Origin of the sequence: Hydrogenophaga sp. RAC07, assembly GCF_001713375.1 — a bacterium.
Lineage (GTDB): Bacteria > Pseudomonadota > Gammaproteobacteria > Burkholderiales > Burkholderiaceae_C > Hydrogenophaga.
This window is the reverse complement of record NZ_CP016449.1, coordinates 3,539,574-3,556,519: the sequence shown is the minus strand read 5'-3', so window position 1 is coordinate 3,556,519 and position 16,946 is coordinate 3,539,574. Positions and strand designations below refer to the sequence as shown.

Annotated in this window: 20 protein-coding genes; 10 read left to right on the top strand and 10 right to left on the bottom strand. The window is 61.7% G+C overall.

Annotation, left to right across the window (positions count from 1 at the left end; translation table 11 throughout):
* The first annotated feature begins 28 nt into the window (after positions 1-28).
* On the top strand, positions 29-883 hold the full coding sequence (locus BSY239_RS16685) for a transketolase (RefSeq protein ID WP_069047781.1): 855 nt from the start codon (positions 29-31) through the stop codon (positions 881-883).
* Positions 880-1,884 (top strand): transketolase family protein, encoded by a 1,005-nt coding sequence (locus tag BSY239_RS16680; protein ID WP_069047780.1) that lies wholly within the window; start codon positions 880-882, stop codon positions 1,882-1,884. The genes BSY239_RS16685 and BSY239_RS16680 overlap by 4 nt, the downstream gene beginning before the upstream one ends.
* A gap of 391 nt (positions 1,885-2,275) precedes the next feature.
* Here BSY239_RS16680 and BSY239_RS16675 read toward each other — a convergent pair whose 3' ends face one another.
* From BSY239_RS16675 to BSY239_RS16660, 4 genes are read right to left on the bottom strand one after another with little or no spacing between them, the layout of a single operon-like run.
* Entirely contained in the window at positions 2,276-2,815 is a 540-nt protein-coding gene (locus tag BSY239_RS16675) for a gamma carbonic anhydrase family protein (RefSeq protein WP_069047779.1), read from the bottom strand.
* A gap of 10 nt (positions 2,816-2,825) precedes the next feature.
* Positions 2,826-3,824 (bottom strand): Bug family tripartite tricarboxylate transporter substrate binding protein, encoded by a 999-nt coding sequence (locus BSY239_RS16670; protein ID WP_069047778.1) that lies wholly within the window; start codon positions 3,822-3,824, stop codon positions 2,826-2,828.
* A gap of 38 nt (positions 3,825-3,862) precedes the next feature.
* The gene (locus BSY239_RS16665; protein WP_069047777.1) at positions 3,863-5,071 is read right to left on the bottom strand and encodes a CaiB/BaiF CoA transferase family protein; all 1,209 of its coding nucleotides are present in this window, start codon (positions 5,069-5,071) and stop codon (positions 3,863-3,865) included.
* Entirely contained in the window at positions 5,068-6,003 is a 936-nt protein-coding gene (locus tag BSY239_RS16660) for a hydroxymethylglutaryl-CoA lyase (protein ID WP_069047776.1), read from the bottom strand. The genes BSY239_RS16665 and BSY239_RS16660 overlap by 4 nt, the downstream gene beginning before the upstream one ends.
* Before the next feature lie 122 nt (positions 6,004-6,125).
* Between BSY239_RS16660 and BSY239_RS16655 the strand changes: the two genes are divergently transcribed.
* Positions 6,126-7,031 (top strand): LysR family transcriptional regulator, encoded by a 906-nt coding sequence (locus BSY239_RS16655; protein WP_069047775.1) that lies wholly within the window; start codon positions 6,126-6,128, stop codon positions 7,029-7,031.
* A 450-nt stretch (positions 7,032-7,481) separates the two neighbouring features.
* Positions 7,482-7,913 (top strand): HU family DNA-binding protein, encoded by a 432-nt coding sequence (locus BSY239_RS16650; RefSeq protein ID WP_069047774.1) that lies wholly within the window; start codon positions 7,482-7,484, stop codon positions 7,911-7,913.
* A 148-nt stretch (positions 7,914-8,061) separates the two neighbouring features.
* On the opposite strand, the gene BSY239_RS16645 is transcribed toward BSY239_RS16650, so the two are convergent.
* Together BSY239_RS16645 and BSY239_RS16640 are read right to left on the bottom strand one after the other, a co-directional pair.
* Positions 8,062-8,421, bottom strand: coding sequence for an ankyrin repeat domain-containing protein (locus tag BSY239_RS16645; protein ID WP_069047773.1), 360 nt, complete (start codon positions 8,419-8,421; stop codon positions 8,062-8,064).
* A 76-nt stretch (positions 8,422-8,497) separates the two neighbouring features.
* On the bottom strand, positions 8,498-9,283 hold the full coding sequence (locus tag BSY239_RS16640) for a hypothetical protein (protein WP_335583404.1): 786 nt from the start codon (positions 9,281-9,283) through the stop codon (positions 8,498-8,500).
* Between the two features lie 259 nt (positions 9,284-9,542).
* Here BSY239_RS16640 and BSY239_RS16635 point away from each other — a divergent pair, with 259 nt between their 5' ends.
* The 3 genes from BSY239_RS16635 (at position 9,543) to BSY239_RS23035 (ending at position 11,292) form a co-directional block, all read left to right on the top strand.
* Positions 9,543-9,929, top strand: a complete 387-nt coding sequence (locus tag BSY239_RS16635) for a LexA family protein (RefSeq protein ID WP_069049050.1) — start codon at positions 9,543-9,545, stop codon at positions 9,927-9,929.
* Between the two features lie 21 nt (positions 9,930-9,950).
* The gene (locus tag BSY239_RS16630) at positions 9,951-10,961 is read left to right on the top strand and encodes a Y-family DNA polymerase (protein ID WP_335583403.1); all 1,011 of its coding nucleotides are present in this window, start codon (positions 9,951-9,953) and stop codon (positions 10,959-10,961) included.
* 169 nt (positions 10,962-11,130) lie between these two features.
* The gene (locus tag BSY239_RS23035; RefSeq protein WP_335583401.1) at positions 11,131-11,292 is read left to right on the top strand and encodes a DUF4113 domain-containing protein; all 162 of its coding nucleotides are present in this window, start codon (positions 11,131-11,133) and stop codon (positions 11,290-11,292) included.
* Between the two features lie 288 nt (positions 11,293-11,580).
* Here the strand turns inward: BSY239_RS23035 and BSY239_RS16625 are convergent, their stop codons facing one another.
* The gene (locus tag BSY239_RS16625) at positions 11,581-12,507 is read right to left on the bottom strand and encodes a LysR family transcriptional regulator (protein ID WP_236944090.1); all 927 of its coding nucleotides are present in this window, start codon (positions 12,505-12,507) and stop codon (positions 11,581-11,583) included.
* Positions 12,508-12,564: 57 nt separating this feature from the next.
* Here BSY239_RS16625 and BSY239_RS16620 point away from each other — a divergent pair, with 57 nt between their 5' ends.
* On the top strand, positions 12,565-13,362 hold the full coding sequence (locus BSY239_RS16620; protein ID WP_069047771.1) for a hypothetical protein: 798 nt from the start codon (positions 12,565-12,567) through the stop codon (positions 13,360-13,362).
* A 261-nt stretch (positions 13,363-13,623) separates the two neighbouring features.
* On the opposite strand, the gene BSY239_RS16615 is transcribed toward BSY239_RS16620, so the two are convergent.
* Positions 13,624-14,151 carry a DUF4113 domain-containing protein gene (locus BSY239_RS16615; RefSeq protein WP_083240031.1) on the bottom strand — a complete coding sequence of 176 codons (528 nt, stop codon included), beginning with the start codon at positions 14,149-14,151 and terminating at the stop codon, positions 13,624-13,626.
* A gap of 19 nt (positions 14,152-14,170) precedes the next feature.
* Here BSY239_RS16615 and BSY239_RS16610 point away from each other — a divergent pair, with 19 nt between their 5' ends.
* Both BSY239_RS16610 and BSY239_RS16605 read left to right on the top strand, forming a co-directional pair.
* On the top strand, positions 14,171-14,506 hold the full coding sequence (locus BSY239_RS16610; protein ID WP_069047769.1) for a Spy/CpxP family protein refolding chaperone: 336 nt from the start codon (positions 14,171-14,173) through the stop codon (positions 14,504-14,506).
* A 2-nt stretch (positions 14,507-14,508) separates the two neighbouring features.
* Entirely contained in the window at positions 14,509-14,748 is a 240-nt protein-coding gene (locus tag BSY239_RS16605; protein WP_069047768.1) for an SHOCT domain-containing protein, read from the top strand.
* Between the two features lie 573 nt (positions 14,749-15,321).
* On the opposite strand, the gene BSY239_RS16600 is transcribed toward BSY239_RS16605, so the two are convergent.
* Both BSY239_RS16600 and BSY239_RS16595 read right to left on the bottom strand, forming a co-directional pair.
* A complete protein-coding gene (locus tag BSY239_RS16600; RefSeq protein WP_069047767.1) occupies positions 15,322-15,747 on the bottom strand; it encodes a response regulator in 426 nt (141 codons plus the stop codon).
* Positions 15,744-16,943 carry a sensor histidine kinase gene (locus BSY239_RS16595; protein WP_083240030.1) on the bottom strand — a complete coding sequence of 400 codons (1,200 nt, stop codon included), beginning with the start codon at positions 16,941-16,943 and terminating at the stop codon, positions 15,744-15,746. Before BSY239_RS16595 ends, BSY239_RS16600 begins: the two co-directional genes overlap by 4 nt.
* Between the last annotated feature and the right edge of the window lie 3 nt (positions 16,944-16,946).

Below are 16,946 nucleotides of genomic sequence, written 5' to 3'. Positions count from 1 at the left end.
GTGCACTCATTCTTTTCAGGAGAATTTCATGACTTCATCCATTGACCAAGTGCCTGCACTCTCGCAGTGCGCGCACCGCATTCGCCGCTTTGCTCTTCGCATGGGCGAGGTCCAGGGCCAGGGCTACATCGGCCAGGCCCTGGGCTGGGCCGACGTGTTGGCCGTGGCTTACGGCCACGCGCTCAACTTCAAGCCGGAAGACCCCGAGTGGGAAGGCCGCGACCGTTTCCTGCTCTCGCATGGTCACTACGCCATCGCCCACTACGCTGCGCTGATCGAAGCGAAGATCGTTCCGGAAGAAGAGCTTGAGACCTACGGCAGTGACGACAGCCGCCTGCCGATGTCGGGCATGGCCTCCTACACGCCGGGCATGGAAATGTCCGGCGGCTCGCTCGGGCAGGGCTTGCCCATCGCCGTGGGTCTCGCCCTGGGGCTGCGCCACCAGCAAAACCCAGCCTTTGTCTACAACTCCATGTCTGACGGTGAGCTCGACGAAGGCTCGACCTGGGAAGCCGCCATGTCGGCCGCGCACCACCAGCTTGGCAATCTGATCTGCCTGGTGGACATCAACAACCAGCAGGCCGACGGGCCGTCGAGCAAGGTGCTGGGCTTCGAGCCGCTGGCCGACAAATGGGTGGCCTTCGGCTGGCATGTGCAGCGCGTCGACGGCAACGACATGGCCGCCGTAGTGGCAGCCTTTGATGCCGCCCGCAAACTCCCCGACGCCAAGCCACGCGTGATCCTGTTCAACACCCTGATGGGCAAGGGCGTGCCGTTTCTGGAAACGCGCGACAAGAACCACTTCATCCGCGTGGACCCTCCCGAGTGGCAACAGGCCCTCGCTGTCCTTGACCAATCCTTGAACGCAGGAGCCGAAGCATGAATACCGTCGCAGAGAAAAAACCCCGCCTCACCACCTCCGCCATGATCGCGTCCATCGCGAGCGAAGGACAGCGTGTGAAGGCCGCGCCCTTTGGCAAGGCCCTGGTCGAGCTGGCCGCGAACCGGCCCGAGATCGTCGGCATGACCGCCGACCTGGGCAAGTACACCGACCTGCACCTGTTCGCGCAGGCCTACCCTGAGCGCTACTTCCAGATGGGCATGGCCGAGCAGTTGCTCATGGGCGCGGCCGGCGGCATGGCCAAGGCGGGCCTGATGCCTTTCGTGACCACCTACGCTGTGTTCGGCACCCGCCGCGCCTACGACTTCATCCATCAGGTGATCGCGGAGGAAAACCTCAACGTGAAGATGTGCTGCGCGCTGCCCGGCCTGACCACCGGCTACGGCCCCAGCCACCAGGCGACCGAAGACCTGGCCATGATGCGCGGAATCCCCGGCCTGACCATCATCGATCCCTGCGACGCACTCGACATCGAGCAGGCGGTGCCTCAGATGGCCGCGCACAACGGCCCGGTCTACATGCGCCTGCTGCGCGGCAACGTGCCGCTGGTGCTCGATGAATACGACTACCGGTTCGAGCTCGGCAAGGCCAAGCGTCTGGTTGACGGTGACGATGTACTCATCATCTCCAGTGGCTTCCTGACCATGCGTGCGCTGGAAGTCGCGCAGAGTTTGAAGGCCGACAACATTGGTGTGGCGGTGTTGCACTGTCCGACCATCAAGCCACTGGACGAGGTGACCATCCTCGCTGAAGTTCTGCGCAAATCGCGCCTGGTGGTAGTGGCCGAGAACCACTCAGTGGTGGGTGGCCTGGGTGAAGCGGTGGCCAGCTCCCTGCTGCAAAACGGCGTGCAGCCCGCGCGCTTCCGCTTGGCTGGCCTGCCCGACGCCTACCTGGATGCAGGTGCACTGCCCACGCTGCACGATCGCTATGGCATCAGCACCGAAGCGCTGGCGAAGCGAGTCAAAGCTTGGTTGAACTGAACTCAAACCACCTAAGTCGCGAGGGCGGAGGTGCGCGTTCGAGGGACGCCAGCATTTGCTTTCATCAGTCGGTCTGGCACAAACGCAGCACGACCTGAGCTTCTGCCCCCGAGATCCGAATTCGCTCAGCTTCCGCCTGTCTTAACTTCCATCGACTCCTCAGGGTCGTCGTTTCCAGGTCACCTCGCAGGCTACCAGCCGTTCGTGGGAAGACCCACGTTAGCTTGAGCTGTATCCGATCCTGGAGGCGCAGCGGTCGTTCGCAATCTGGTCGTTGAAGGGCCGGTGATGAACCCTGTTGACTTCCCAGACGTCGACCTCGAATGACTCAGTTCAGTCTTGAGCCTCCAGTCCACACGGATTGGTCGGCGTCAACAACAGGTCTCCCCGATCAGGTTTCGATGGGGCTCACCGTGACGACAAGGTGTTCCTTGTAGCGGAGGGCGTTTTCCCGGTAGTGCCGCGCACTGTCCAGCAACCCGCTGATCTGCTCTGCATTGAGCTCGCGTTTGACCACCGCCGGGCTGCCCACGATCAGGCTGCCATCCGGAAAATGTTTGCCCTCCGTCACCAGCGCCCCCGCCGCCACCAGGCAATGCCTGCCGATCCTCGCGCCATTGAGCACCACTGCACCTATCCCGATGAGCGAGCCCGCGCCGACGGTGCAGCCGTGCAGCATGGCCTGATGACCGATGGTGACGTTCTCCGCAATGTGCAGCGGAAAACCGGGGTCGGAATGCAACACAGCGCCGTCCTGCACATTGCTGCCCGCGCCAATGTGCATGGGTTCGTTGTCGGCCCGGACCACAGCACCGAACCACACGCTACTGTATGGCTCAAGGTGCACATCGCCAACCACTTGAGCGGTCGGAGCCACCCACACCTCTGCATCCAGTACGGGCAGCTTCTCGCCCAAGCGGTACACCGTCACGGCAATCTCCTCACTGGGCCACCATGCCGGACTTCTTTACCAGCGCGGCATAGCGCACCAGTTCCGACTTGAAATGTGCAGCAGCAGCCTCGGGCGAGGACAAGACGATGGTGTTGCCCTGCTTGGCCATGGAATCCTTGACCTCGGTTGTGCTGAAGGCCGTGACGATGGCTGCGTGTGTGCGTGCCACCAAGTCAGGGGACATGCCCTTGGGCCCCACGGCGGCCACCCAGCCTTCCACCACGTACTTGTCGAAGCCCTGCTCCACCGCCGTAGGCAGTTGCGGGAAACCGGTCACGCGCTGCTGCGTGCCCACAGCCAAGGCCTGCAGGCGGCCGTTCTCGATCAGGCCCCGGATGGCCGGCAAGGCAATCACTGCCCAGTCCACCTGGCCCCCCATCAGGTCATTGACCAACGGACCCGTGCCACGGTAAGGAATGTGTGTGGAGAACACCCCCGTGACATCCTTGAACAGCTCGGCCGCCAGATGCAGGATGGTGCCGTTGCCTGCGGAGCCGAAGTTGAACTTCCCCGGATTGGCTTTGAGCTGGTTGCGGAACTCCGTGAGGTTCTTGGCCGGAAAACCCGGCCGTGTCACGATGACCAGTGGCGATGTGGCGACGATTGAGATCGGCGTGATGTCGGCGATAGGATCGAATGAAAGCGACTTGATGACAGCCGGATAGATCACGTGGTTGTTGGACACCAGGCTCAGTGTCTGGCCGTCCGGCGCGGCCTTCACCAATGCCTGCGTTCCAACCACGCCACCGGCGCCCGGCTGGTTTTCGATGACGACCGGAGCACCCAACGCGACGCCCAACTGGTTGCCGGCAGCACGGGCAATGGCATCCACGCCGGAACCAGCGCTCACCGGGAGTATGAATCTGACCGGGCCATTGGCTCGGGATGCACCCGACCAGCCGAGGCCTATGGACATGGCCCCCATAGCCATCGCTATCTGGCGACGGTTGATTAGGAATGCGGATGTGGTTGTCTTTGTGTTGTTCATGTTTGTCTCCTTGCCGGATGGTTGTGGGTGTGCCTCGCTCAGGCCACGGCTTTAAGGTTTCGAAATTGCTCGATGTCCGCAGATGCAAAACCGATGCTTGAGAGGATGGCGTCGGTGTGCTCGCCCCGGGTCGGCGGGTTGAGCCTCACGCCCAGGCGCTGTCCGCCCAAGGTAAATGGGAACAGGGCCGCTTTGCTCACTTCGCCCGCACGGGGACCATCGGGCAGGGTGATGTCGGCGAGTCCGCCTGTGGCCAGCAGGTGCTCGTCGTCAAACAGCTCCTCGGGACTGCGGATCGGCGCATAGGGCAGACCAACCCGCTCGAAGCGCTCACCCAACTCCTGGGCACTGAAGGACTGCAGCCGGAGGCGCAGCTCGGGTAGCAGACTGGGGCGCAGCTCGACACGTGCGTTGTTGTTGGCATAGCGTGGGTCCGCCTTGAGGTCGGCGAAACCCAGGATGTCGCAGAAGGTAGTCCACTGCGCGTCGCTCACCGCTGCCAGGAAAATCTGCTCGCCGTCTTTCACGGTGAACACGTCGTACACCGCCCAGGCCGAGATGCGTTCGGGCATGGGTGCAGCCGGCTGGCCGGTGATGGCGTACTGCAGCATGTGCTGGCCGACGAGGAAGACGTTGTTCTCGAACAGCGCGCTCTGCACCTCTTGGCCCCGACCGGTGATCCCGCGCTGGATCAACGCACCCAGGGCGCCGATGGCGCCGAACAGCCCGCCCATGATGTCGTTGACGCTGGTGCCAGCGCGCAACGGGTCGCCGGGACGCCCAGTCATGTAGGCCAGGCCGCCCATCATCTGCACCACCTCGTCCAGCGCGGTGCGGTGCTCGTAGGGACCCGGCAGGAAGCCCTTGTGGCTGACGTAGATGCAACGCGCGTTCACCTGCGAGAGCGCGTCGTAGTCGAGCCCGTACTTCTTCATGGTGCCCGGCTTGAAGTTCTCGGCCACCACGTCGGCGCTGGCCGCGAGACGGCGTGCCACCTCGGCGCCTTCGGCGGTGTGCAGGTCGATGGCAATGCTTTTTTTGTTGCGGTTGAACATGGGGAAGAAACCCGCGCCGGCGCCCAGCAGGTGGCGCGTGCGGTCACCGTCGATGGGCTCGACCTTGATGACTTCTGCGCCCATGTCGGCCAGGACCATGCCACAGGTGGGGCCCATGACCATGTGGGTGAACTCGACCACGCGCAGTCCCTCCAAGGGCAGGCGCTTGGGCTTTGCATCAGTGGCCGTCATGCCGCCACCGTCTCGCGCAAGATCTTGGGCAGACCGGCCAGCGCGATGGAACCGCCCAGCTGTTCGCCGTCCAGCCACTGCGCCACCTTGGCTCGCAGCGCCAGCAGGCGGGTCAGGTCCTGCCCGGTCTCCACGCCCATGCTGCGGAACAGGTAGACGACGTCCTCGGTGGCCACGTTGCCTGAAGCTCCGGGTGCGTGCGGGCAGCCACCGATTCCGGCAAGGCAAGCATCAAAACGGCGGATGCCCAGTTCGTAGCTTGCGAACACGTTGGCCATGCCCAGACCGCGCGTGTCGTGGAAGTGGGCGCAGCACAGTCGATCGCCGACCGCCCGCAGCACCTTCTCGAACAGACGCTTGACTTGTTGCGGATCGGCATAGCCCACGGTGTCGGCCAAGCTCACGCGATCGGCGCCCGCATCCAGCAAGGCCTGAGTCAATCGCAGCACCTCGTCTTCATCGACGTGGCCTTGAATGGAACAACCGAACGCCGTACCAACACCCCCTTCAATCAGCGTCTTGACGCCTGCGGCGTCGCGTACCGCGCGGATGCGACCGACCTCGGCCACCACCTCGTCCGGCGTCTTTCGCAGATTGGCCAGACTGTGGGCATGGCTGGCCGACAAGGGAATGACCATCAGGTCAACGCCCGCAGCCAGCGCCCTTTCTGCGCCCTTCAAGTTTGGGACCAGCACGGAGGTGACCAGGCCCGGCAGGGTGCTCGCATAGGCCACCAAGGCTTCGGTATCGGCCAATTGGGGCAACAACTTGGCGGGCACGAAGGAGCCAACTTCGATCTCGCGTTGACCGGCCTCATAGGCCTCGCGGATCCATTCGAGCTTCTGATCGGTGTTGAGGCGTGCGCGGGGGATGCTCTGCAGGCCGTCGCGCAGGCCCACCTCGCGCACCAACACCGTGGGGGAAATGTTCATGGGTACTTGTCTCCTGGTCCTGTGAGGTTGTGGACCTGCGCGCAGTCTAGGTTTTCCCTTTTCATTCCTGAAGCGCTAATATTTCATCAAGATATTCCATTCAAGAACACCAAGACTCCCACATGGCCCAGCTCCAGCTAGACCTCACCACCTTGCGGCTCTTCGTGGCCGTTTGCGAAACGCGCAACTTCGTTCACGCTGCTCAGCGCCAGAACCTCGTGGGCTCTGCGGTGAGCAAACGCATCGCAACGCTGGAGGCTCAGATCAAAACACCGCTGTTCGTTCGACAACGGCACGGCGTGTCTCCCACACCTGCGGGCGAAACCTTTCTGGAATACGCCCGCACCATGTTGGGTGAAGCTCAGAGAGCCGAGCAGGCCATGGCTGCCTACGCCAGCGGTGTGCGGGGGCAAGTCCGTCTGCTCGCCACGGCGTCGGTGATGACCGAATCACTGGCCGACGACATTGTCGAGTTCATGCGCCTGCCGGCGCACGCCGGCATCAAGGTGGACGTGGAAGAGCGCTTCAGCCCCGAAGTGGCGCGAGGCGTGCGCGAGGGGCACGCTTCTCTTGGAATAACCTGGGACACGGTCGATCTGCAAGGCCTCAAAACCGCGGTCTACCGGAGCGACCACTTGGGGATCGTAGTCCCAGCAGGTCACGCCCTGGCAGGTTTCAAGAAAGTGGACTTTGCCCAAACCCTGGTCTGGGAGCAGGTCAGCCTGCCCTCCTCCAGCGCCGTGCAGGTGTTGCTGGAACGAGCCGCTGCGCAGAGTGGACAAAAATTTCAAAGCCGGGCCATGGTGTCCAACTTCGAAGCCGGGTTGCGCATGGCGCGCTCGGGTTTGGCAATCTGCGTGGTTCCGTTGGAAATCTTTCGCGCTACCCAGAACACGGCCAAACTGAAATGGGTCGGACTGAAAGATGAATGGGCAACGCGGCATTTTTTGCTCTGCTATCGCCAGCGCGAACAACTGTCGGCCGCCGCGCAGTTGTTGGTGGATCACCTCCACCGACAACCGCAATGATCGGCTGCTGTGGAATCGCGCACGCCAGTGCGTCATTTGCAGAGCCGCAACTAGGGTCGCGTGTGCCGCAATGCATCTACCACCAGTGCCGCGCAGGTGAACTGTGGCGATGCGCGTAGTGGAGGAGGTTGCTAGGGTAGGTTGCGGCCCATAGCGCGGTGAGTGACTGGTCCCGGAGGCACAGCGGCCTGACGAATGCGGGCCGTCAAATGACCGGTGACCATCGCCGCAGCTCCACGTGACGGCGGCCTCGAATGACTCCGTTCAGTCTTGTGCCGCCTTCCCAAGTACGCACTTCTGCGTGGCAGATGGTCGCCGGTCGCGCAGTGCGAAGCACAGGCCTATCAGCGATCAGGCTCCACGGCTCTCGAACTTCGCGTACGCACTCTTGGTTTCTACAATCGCATTGCGCGCTTTGCGCATTTTCAACAATCGAAAGTAGATAGATCCATGGCAACTGCAAAGAAGACCATTGCTGCGAAGAAGGCAGGACCCGTTGCGAAAAAGGCAGTCGCGGCCCCCAAGGCCGCGGTGACCAAGAAGCCGGCGGCAAGCGTGCCGACACTGATGCCGATCAAAAAGGCCTTCAACAAGACCACGCTCCAGGCTCATCTGGCTGAGGTCGCCGGTGTGGAGCCGAAGGCCGCCAAGGCAGTGCTGGCTGCGCTGGAAGCCACGATCGTGGCCTCCATGAGCAAGAAGGGTCTGGGCGAGTTCACGCTGCCAGGTCTGCTCAAGATCACTGCGCAGGCAATCCCCGCCAAAAAGAAACGCCGCGGTATCGATCCCTTCACCAAGGTTGAGCGCGAGTTCGCGGCCAAACCCGCCACCGTGCGCGTGAAGGTTCGCCCCTTGAAGAAGATCAAGGACGCGTCGCTTTAAGGTCTCCCGGCGCTCGGCGGCAAGCTGAGCGCCCAGGTCCGCTGCGCGGCGCAGGTGAAACCCGACCTATCGTGTTGAGACTCTGAAAGTCACAGCCGGACTTGAAGTTCGGTCTCGTGATACTGCGTGGGTATTAGGCCTACCGCGATCACGCCGCAATACGACCGAACATCCTGGCCAGCCAGCTCTTCTCCACTTCTGCAGGCGGGAGCGCAGGGGCACCGAGTTCAATCAATTTCGCCTCAACCTGTGACAGACCGACATGTCGAGCAGCCTGAATAGGCGTCATGGCATCGAACTCGGAGTGCAGACAGGGGTTGGCTCCTGCATCAAGCAGATACATAGCAACCTCCTCCTGTTTCGCGAGAATGGTGGCCACCAGTGGGGTCGACAGAAACTCTGGATGGGCGTAGTCCATGTCGACACCCAGCTTCACGTAGTACTCGACCAGCGGGAGATCGCCGCTTTCGGCCGCGGCATACATCTCTTTCCAGTTGCCTCCAGACATACAGTCTCCTTGAAGTTGAATCGGGCATCGGCCTTGGTGGGAGCCAAGCCGACTTTGGTCCGCATTCTGCGCGAATTCAGAGCAAGGCCTGCTCGTCACCTTCGGGGCGGATGTGCGGACCGGCTTGGGCCAGTGCCATCCACACATGAAATGGCAAGCGTTCAACGGCGCGGCGCGGTGCACTGCGCGCCACCACCAACGAGCCGCGCTCCGTCTGCAGCACGCCACATTCGCGCGGCACTTCTTCTGGCTTGGCAATGGGTCGACCCTTGCTATCTTCACCGAGCACGTACCAAACCGCCCCCGCCATGGCCAGATAAGCGGCGCGCTTGGCGGGCTTGCGAAGGTCGCAAAGCAGATCGGCCCGACTGACTTTGATCTCGTGAACAACCGGCTCCAGGTAGGCTTCCACGGAGCTTCGGCGGATGGAGAACACATCAGGCATCGCCATGCACCACGTGTGATCCCGGCCAGACACAGCCAGGCCATTGGTGGAGAGCACATCCTCAGGCAGTAGATCTTCGTGGACCACTGGGGATCCCTCAACCACCGGCTCTGATGGGCCTTCGAACAGCACGCGTGGCAACGGCACGCGCAACATCAACCCCCGCCAGGCCAGCCTGCCTTCTCTGCCGAGTTGGTCGGCCACCAGCTTTACCAGACTCTCGTGAGGATCGCGTGCGTTCTGGTTTCCTGCGTGGGCCTGAGCGAGTGCGTGGATGCCAGCGTCCGTCAGGCGAAGCGTTTCGTGGCCATGGCTGCCCACGCACCGCTCCACCAGGCCGGCCGCGTGCAGCTCCACCTCTAGCATGTCCGCACAGGGCCAGCCAGCCGAGCGGTAGATCTCGCGCAGGCGGCGCATGTGCGCTCGCTTCAAGGATGGCGCGGGCATTGGTTCAGAGGTTTCAGGCTGCGCGTTCACGGTGTTTGCCCAAGGCCCGGGACACAGGGTGGAGGCCTGCATCGCCTCCTGTGCAAGATGTTGATCCACCGGCCGGGCTTTCAGGATGCTGGATGAATATACAGTGTACTATCCGCTCCCCGCCGCAAGTCCGTGGCGAGGAGGCGCCGTGTCAGACATCACCCTTTCCGAACCAGCACTGCTCACGCAAGAGCCGCTCATGGCGTTCAGCCTCGCCACCAGCGTGCACGCGGGCTTCCCCTCGCCGGCAGCAGATTTCTCGGCCAAACGCATCGACATCATGGACCGCCTGGTGGTTCACCCGCAAGCCACCTATGCGATGCGCGTGAGTGGTGAGTCCATGCGCGAGCTGGGCATCTTCGACGCGGACGTCCTCCTGGTGGACAAGGCTGTCAAGCCCAGGCACGGCATGGTGGTGATCGCCATCGTCGACGGTGAATTCACCTGCAAGCAGTTGCACCTGCGCAATGGCCGCATCAAGCTCAAGGCCGCCAACCCGACCTACCCGGACATCAATCCGAAGGAAGGGCAGGAGATCGAGATCTGGGGCGTGGTGATCGCATCGATCAAGCAGTTTCAAGTCTGATGGCCGAGAAGGCGAGAACCCATGGCCGCACCGCTGTTTGCCCTCGTCGACGGCAACAACTTCTACGTCTCCTGCGAGCGGGTGTTTCGGCACTCGCTCAAGAACACGCCCTGCGTGGTGCTGTCCAACAACGATGGATGCGCGATCGCGCGATCCAACGAAGCCAAGGACCTGGGCATCAAGATGGGAGCGCCTTGGTTTCAGATCCGGCACCTCCAGGAAAGTACAGGCCTGGTGGCGCTCTCCGCCAACTTTGAGCTGTACGGCGAGATAAGCGATCGCATGATGAGCGTGGTGGCCGCACTTGGCCACCGCCAAGAGATTTATTCGATCGATGAATCCTTCATCGACCTCAGTGGAGTGTCCGGGGACCTCACCAAGCGGGCGCGCGACATTCGTGCGCGGGTGAACCAGTGGGTGGGCATACCGACCTGTGTCGGCATAGCACCCACCAAGACGCTGGCCAAGCTGGCAAACCACATCGCCAAGCAGTCGGAAAGGAAACCCGGCAGCTACCCAGTCGAACTCGCCCAGGTCGCAGACCTCACCAGGCTTTCCACTGCCGAACTCGATGCTTTGCTTGCAGCCACCAGCGTGGGCGAAGTCTGGGGCGTGGGGCGGCGCATCGCCGAACAACTCAAGGCCCAGGGTGTGACAACAGTGCTGGATTTGAAGCGCATGAGCCCAGCCGCGGCTCGGGCGGGCTGGAGCGTGATCTTCGAGCGAACGGTACGAGAACTGCAGGGCGAGTCATGTGTGGACTTGGAAGACGTTGCACCGCCAAAGCAAGAGATCGCATGCACACGGTCGTTCGGATCTGCAGTTCGTGATTTGGACGAGCTCACCGAGGCGGTCTCGGAGTTCAGTGCCCGAGCAGCGCAGAAGCTGCGCGGGCAAGCAGGAGTGACCAGTCAGGTGCTTGTGTTCATCCGAACCAGCCCGTTCCGGCAGACGCCCCAATACAGCCGCTCGCTTGTGATACCCCTGCGCCGCCCACGTCTGACACAAGTGCCATCACGGGCGCCGCGGTGATGGGTCTCAAGGCCATCTTCAAACCTGGCTTCGATTACGCCAAAGCGGGAGTGATGCTGTTGGACATCGACTCATCGAACTCGGAGCAGTTCGAACTGGACCTCGAAGCAGAAGACACAGAGCAAACTGCTTCCCATCCCCCAGGGCATCGGGCGCACGGCCACTGCTCATGGCGGCACTGGATTCGCTCAACGAGCGTTACGGTCGAGGCACGCTCAAACTGGCCAGCGCAGGCTTGGTAGGTGCGCCACGCAACTGGACTATGAAGCAGGAACTGCGCACGCCGGCTTACACCACGCGGTGGGAAGACATGCCGGTAGTGAGGACATGAGGGTGTCTTCCTAAAAGCACCTTCGACATCTGGAACTGGGATGCCGGTCGCGGCGTTGGTCTGCTTGAGACTGAACTGAGTCGTTCGCAGGCGATGTATCGAAGGACCGCTGCGTTCGAAAGCAGCCATTCAAGATGTCGACGTTGTCACGACTGCTTCGCCCCTGAAACTGTATACCCGGCAGGTCGAACGCAAAGCCTTCTCGTCAAATGCTTTGACGAACGCTGAAGCTCGCGTGTTCGCGAGGTATTGCTGCGCGCATTCTTGAAACGAAAGGTGGGCAGTTCATCATGCAGGCTGAGTGATGCTGGTCGTCGCAGCGCGCCAGAAGCCTTCAGCGGCCTTTCCGGCATGCCCGCGGTAGCGATAGAGACGAATCTCGAGATCGACATGCCATTCGGCAGCAGCCGCAATTACCAATCGTCCATGCTCAATATCCTCACCCACCAGCAATCTGGGTAGCCAAGCCACTCCCCGACCGTCTATGGCCATCGTCCGCAACACAGACGCAAGGTGAGCGGTCAGGATGTGCTGATGATGATGAAGACGATCGATGGCGGGTCCCTTGAGGGATTTCAAGATACGGCCCAATCCAGATTCCTGGCTGTAGCCTAGCATCCGGGGCGCGGCACCGGTGGTGTCGCTGTCCAGCCTGTTCAAAGGCCGCCCCTGATCATCAGGTGCCGACACCGGCAGCAGTTGGTCAGCTCCCACCAACAAGCTCGGGAAGTTGGCGTCGTCCAGCTCGCCGCGCACGCCTGGATGGGCATGCGTCAGCACAAAATGCACCTGACTTTGCATGAGCAAGCCTTCGCACTTCTGCTGCACATCCGACACCAGTTGAATGGGCCCCATGGCGGCGTGCGCTTCAAGGGCTCGAAGCCATTTCGGCAAAAAAGTGAATGACAACGCGTGCGTTGACGCAAAGCGCAGCGTCGAAGAAGTGGCCTCTGCCACTGCTCGGGCCTCGCCAGGAATGGTTGCGACTCGTGCCTGCAAATCCTGGGCTGCGGCTCGGAACCACTCACCCACTTCAGTGACACGGGCCGGCTGGGAGCTGCGGTCAAACAGCTCAGCGCCAAGCCACTCCTCCAGCGCACGGATGCGCCTGCTGAAAGCCGGTTGAGTCATGTGGCGTTCTTCGGCCGCTCGCGAGAAGTTGCCGGTAGCAGCCAGAGCGTTGAAGTCATCGATCCAGGACAGGTTCATCGTCATGCCGGTTCTTTCAAAGCATCAAAGACAAGAACGCAGGCTTATCAGGCCAAGCTGGCTTTGTCCGCGGATCCGCTGTTCGCTCATGCTAAGGATCGCATTGCAGCCCTGGCGCAGGAGAGGCTGGCGGAAGAGACCGATGCCAGCGTGATCTCGATGGAGGAGCTTGCGCGGCTCTTCCAGGGCAGTGAACTCGCGCCGATGACCACCACCGATATGGCGCACCTGCTCAGTGACAGGCTGGACGATCTGCAGGACCTGATGGGCATCGACGCAAGTCCCAAAGCCGCCTGGGCCAAGGTGACCGACGAGAACACGCTCCGCCCCGCCATTGCCCGCGAGCTCGACATGATGTCAAAGGGGGCCTACACCGTCGACCAGGAAGGTGTCACCGTGGATGGCAAGGAGACGGACATCCGATTCCGTGCGCTGTCGCGGTATCAGGCATCGATCGAGCTGAAGATTGGCGAGAAGCCAAGAACTGGAAAGGAACTCCGGGACACGATCGAGACGCAGTTGGTCAAGAAATACATGGCTGCCCGCAATGCGAAGACGGGCTGCTTGTTGGTGACCGTGGCCGACTCCGAAAGGCGATGGCATCACCCGGACACCGGTGAGCCCATGGACCGGCACCAGCTTCAAAACATGCTGACTGAGGCGGCGCTGCTCGCGCAGCAACGGCTTGGCGGCGAAGCGCGGGTTATGGCGCGTGTGCTGGACCTGACGCCCCGGCTGCCGAAGGAGCCTCGTGCAGCGAAGGCCTCGAAGCAGACGGTCAAGACCAAGGCAGGCGCGAAAACGGCTAAAGGCAGCAGGGCGGCCTCCAAGACGGCTCGGTCTCCGAAGTCCGGCAAGTGACCTGGTGGTTCAGCGGGCACTGTCGCGATCACCCCCAGCATCTTGGCTCGGCTTGGCGCTTCTCAATGTGCCCTTGGATTCTCGTTGGCCAAGCCACTGGCTCGACACCGTGAGGTGAAAGTGCCGTGACCGCATGAAGTGCCTAGCGTTCAGGTGCCGCAAAGCAGCCGTTGACAAACGTCCGTCTACAGTCTCAAGCAGACCAACGCCGCGACCGGCATCCGAGATCCAGTTGTCCAAGGTGCTTTTAGGAAGACACCTTCATGCCCTCACCACCGGCATGTCCTCCCACCGCGTCGTGTATGCCGGCGTGCGCAGTTCCTGCTTCATGGTCCAGTTGCGTGGCGCACCTGCCAAACCTGCGCTGGCCAGTTTGAGCGTGCCTCGACCGTAACGCTCGTTGAGCGAATCCAGTGCAGCCATGAGCAGTGGCCGTGCTACCAATGCCCTGGGGGGATGGGAAGCAGTTTGCTCTGTGTCTTCTGCTTCGAGGTCCAGTTCGAACTGCTCCGAGTTCGATGAATCGATGTCCAGCAGCATCACTCCTGCTTTGGCGTAGTCGAAGCCAGGTTTGAAGATGGCCTTGAGACCCATCACCGCGGCGCCCGTGATGGCAGCCGTGTCAGACGTCGGGCGGCGCAGAGGCACAACAAGCGAGCGGCTGTATTGGGGCGTCTGCCGGAACGGGCTGGTTCGGATGAACACAAGCACCTGACTGGTCACTCCTGCTTGCCCGCGCAGCTTCTGCGCTGCTCGGGCACTGATGGGCAGCGGTCCAGGCGGCGGCATGATGGGCGGCAGCTAGGGCATGGGAATGGGCATGGGCATGGGCATGATGGGGTCGCCCGGGGCCATGGGCTGGGGATTGGAACGACTCGACCTCAGCGCCGACCAGCGCGCCCGCATCGCCGCCATTCACGACGAACTGCAACAGCGCCACTGGGCATCGATGCAAGCGATGCACGCACAAAGTGGCCCGATGTCGGCCTGGACCGACGAAGCCGCACAGCGCCAGCGCTTCGAGCAAATGAGTGCGCTGCACAAGCAGATGCTTGACGCGCACTTGGAGACTCGGCGCCGCATCCTGGAGGTACTGACGCCCGCGCAACGCCAGCAGCTGACAACCGGGAAGTCTGGGAGTTAGCCATGTGGGGACACATGGATGGATGGGGCCCAGGCTGGGGCTGGTTCGCCGCAGTTCATGTTCTCTGGTGGGTCGCCGGCGCTGTGGCGCTGATCGCTCTGGTGCGCTGGGCGATCCAGCGTGGTGAGCAGGGTACGGCCGCGGCGCCAGACCGTGCGCTGGATCTTTTGCGAGAGCGCTTCGCGCGCGGAGAGATCGACGAGGCCGAGTTCGAGGCGCGCAGGCGTACGCTGGGCGCTTGAGCGCGCGCCTTGGCTGCAGTGGTGCCTGAACGTCGCGGCCTGCATGAGGATGCAGTGCGAACAATGAGACAGGCGGCAGCGCCAACCACTTTGCCAACACATAGCTAGGCCAGCGACACCATGAGAACAGATGCAGTGCAGCAATGATGCGGATACTCCTTCCGTGGCCTCGGTTCATCTGAGACTGCCAGCTTTCGGGAAGATGAGTTCAGGACAGGCGAATTCGGTGATGGGCCCGTTGCAGACGGGCACGGCATCCAACTGAGTGACAGTCGTCCATCGCTGGTGCTGTCTCTGGCCATGAAACGGTGCACTAACGATGCCGGCAACTAAGCAGTCACTGGAGATGGAGGACACCGGCGGCGCGCGAGTCTGCTCTGTATGAGGCAAAGCAGTCGCAGGCCCTGCGCGAGCGTCATTGTTCAGCCGATGCCCACCTCGGTGGACCTCAACCAGCAATGAACACACATGAAGATTTCAACTGGATGTGTTGTTCTTGATCGCTCACACGCAAGGACCTTGTGGGCACCAAACGACCGCTGGTAGGCGCAAGTGCAGACCAAAGAGAACAGGTCAATTGCCTGACGATGGAGGCCCACGTCTCGGCTCGCTCAAAAATGCCTTCACGCGAACGAGCAAAGCGGGTATGTCGATCGGCTTCTCAAGCAACCCGTCCACATCCAGCCCCGCCACCTGCTTGAGCACCGCTTCGCTGCGGTGCGACGTCATCATGAGAATGTAGACAAGGTCCATCTCTTGATTCGACCGGATGCGTCGGGCGATTTCGATGCCTGTGACCAAGGGCAGATCGATGTCGATCAACATGACCCGAGGCTTGGCGCTGGAAGCCGTCAGATGAACGGAGTCAAAGTTGTTGGAGAACGCGACCTTGCCCAACGGCCGCAGGGCGCGCGCAAGCGCATGCACCAAGACTTGATCGTCATCCACCACCATGAACGTGAGGTCTTCTGACGTACCCGCTTTTTCTTCAAGCGTCATGTGTTCTCCTTGTTTTGCATGGCTGCCGGTTGTTCATGAGACCCTGGGTGGACAACGGGCAGGTCGATGATGGCGGTGGCCCCATTGCCAACGGATGATTCCAGGCACACTGTGCCCCCATGTCGCTCGATGATCTTCTTGACTGTAGTCAAACCCAGTCCCTCTCCGCTGAACTGACGCGCTGTCTCCAAGCGAACGAATGGGTCAAATAACTGCCCCGTCTGACTGGGGTCAATGCCGATCCCATTGTCCTGCACGGTGATCCGATAAGTCAGCCCAATGGGTCCCGCGACGATGTTGACCCGTGGCGCATTCTGCTGTGAGCTGTACTTGAAAGCGTTGTGGATGAGATTGGTGATGGCAATTCCCAGCAACACGGGATCGCCTGTCACCGTACCTTCAACCTTGGTTGACACATCGAACGCCCGGTCACGGAACTCCAGGCGGCACGATTCGACAATCGTTTCGACCTCATCGCTCAGCGAGAACTCCTCAAGCTGGAGTTGAAGCGAATCTGACTTGGAGAAAGCCAGCAATCCATCAATGATCGCTGTGCCAGTACTGAGCGACTTGATGGTGGAGTTGAGGTACTGGCCCACCTGCTCAACCTCACCGCTCTGCAGTGCTTCGGCAGCGAACTGTGCCCATAGGCGGCTGGAGCGCACCGGTGCGCGCAGATCGTGGGCCACACGGCCCGCAAAAGCTTGCAGCAATTCGTTGGTCTGCTGCAGTTGCACGTTCTGCGTCTTCAATGCCAGTTGCAGCTGCTCGTTCTTTTTGCTGAGGGCGCGGTAGCCCATGGCGCGCTGCACCGCGACGCGCAATTCGTCGGGCATCAACGGCTTGGCCACGAAGTCGACTGCGCCTCCCCGAAGGGCTGCTGTCGCGGCTGCCATGTCTGCGAATTGAGTCACCACAACAGCGCTTGCACAGTCGTCCATTTTACGAATCTGGCGAATCAGCTCCAGACCCGAGCTACCTTCCAGGCGCAAGTCGGTCACGACGACGTCGAACTCTTGACCTTGATACCTTGCCACCGCCTGCTCCACGGTCGAGCATTCATCCACCACCAGTCCATCGTCGCGAAGCCATTGCGCCATGCCTTCACGCTGCACTTCGTCGTCTTCCACCAGCAGCACGCGCCCCATGGCACCCTTCAAACTTGCAGCTTCAACTCCATCATGAATGTCCCGCATTGA

Bases quoted from the DNA above. Each gene is read 5' to 3' on its own strand.
- BSY239_RS16685 (WP_069047781.1), top strand. From the start codon at position 29: ATGACTTCATCCATTGACCAAGTGCCTGCACTCTCGCAGTGCGCGCAC.
- BSY239_RS16680 (WP_069047780.1), top strand. From the start codon at position 880: ATGAATACCGTCGCAGAGAAAAAACCCCGCCTCACCACCTCCGCCATG.
- BSY239_RS16670 (WP_069047778.1), bottom strand. From the start codon at position 3,824: ATGAACAACACAAAGACAACCACATCCGCATTCCTAATCAACCGTCGC.
- BSY239_RS16665 (WP_069047777.1), bottom strand. From the start codon at position 5,071: ATGACGGCCACTGATGCAAAGCCCAAGCGCCTGCCCTTGGAGGGACTG.
- BSY239_RS16660 (WP_069047776.1), bottom strand. From the start codon at position 6,003: ATGAACATTTCCCCCACGGTGTTGGTGCGCGAGGTGGGCCTGCGCGAC.
- BSY239_RS16655 (WP_069047775.1), top strand. From the start codon at position 6,126: ATGGCCCAGCTCCAGCTAGACCTCACCACCTTGCGGCTCTTCGTGGCC.
- BSY239_RS16650 (WP_069047774.1), top strand. From the start codon at position 7,482: ATGGCAACTGCAAAGAAGACCATTGCTGCGAAGAAGGCAGGACCCGTT.
- BSY239_RS16645 (WP_069047773.1), bottom strand. From the start codon at position 8,421: ATGTCTGGAGGCAACTGGAAAGAGATGTATGCCGCGGCCGAAAGCGGC.
- BSY239_RS16640 (WP_335583404.1), bottom strand. From the start codon at position 9,283: ATGCGCCGCCTGCGCGAGATCTACCGCTCGGCTGGCTGGCCCTGTGCG.
- BSY239_RS16635 (WP_069049050.1), top strand. From the start codon at position 9,543: ATGGCGTTCAGCCTCGCCACCAGCGTGCACGCGGGCTTCCCCTCGCCG.
- BSY239_RS16630 (WP_335583403.1), top strand. From the start codon at position 9,951: ATGGCCGCACCGCTGTTTGCCCTCGTCGACGGCAACAACTTCTACGTC.
- BSY239_RS23035 (WP_335583401.1), top strand. From the start codon at position 11,131: ATGGCGGCACTGGATTCGCTCAACGAGCGTTACGGTCGAGGCACGCTC.
- BSY239_RS16625 (WP_236944090.1), bottom strand. From the start codon at position 12,507: ATGACGATGAACCTGTCCTGGATCGATGACTTCAACGCTCTGGCTGCT.
- BSY239_RS16615 (WP_083240031.1), bottom strand. From the start codon at position 14,151: ATGCCGCCGCCTGGACCGCTGCCCATCAGTGCCCGAGCAGCGCAGAAG.
- BSY239_RS16610 (WP_069047769.1), top strand. From the start codon at position 14,171: ATGGGAATGGGCATGGGCATGGGCATGATGGGGTCGCCCGGGGCCATG.
- BSY239_RS16605 (WP_069047768.1), top strand. From the start codon at position 14,509: ATGTGGGGACACATGGATGGATGGGGCCCAGGCTGGGGCTGGTTCGCC.
- BSY239_RS16600 (WP_069047767.1), bottom strand. From the start codon at position 15,747: ATGACGCTTGAAGAAAAAGCGGGTACGTCAGAAGACCTCACGTTCATG.
- BSY239_RS16595 (WP_083240030.1), bottom strand. From the start codon at position 16,943: ATGCGGGACATTCATGATGGAGTTGAAGCTGCAAGTTTGAAGGGTGCC.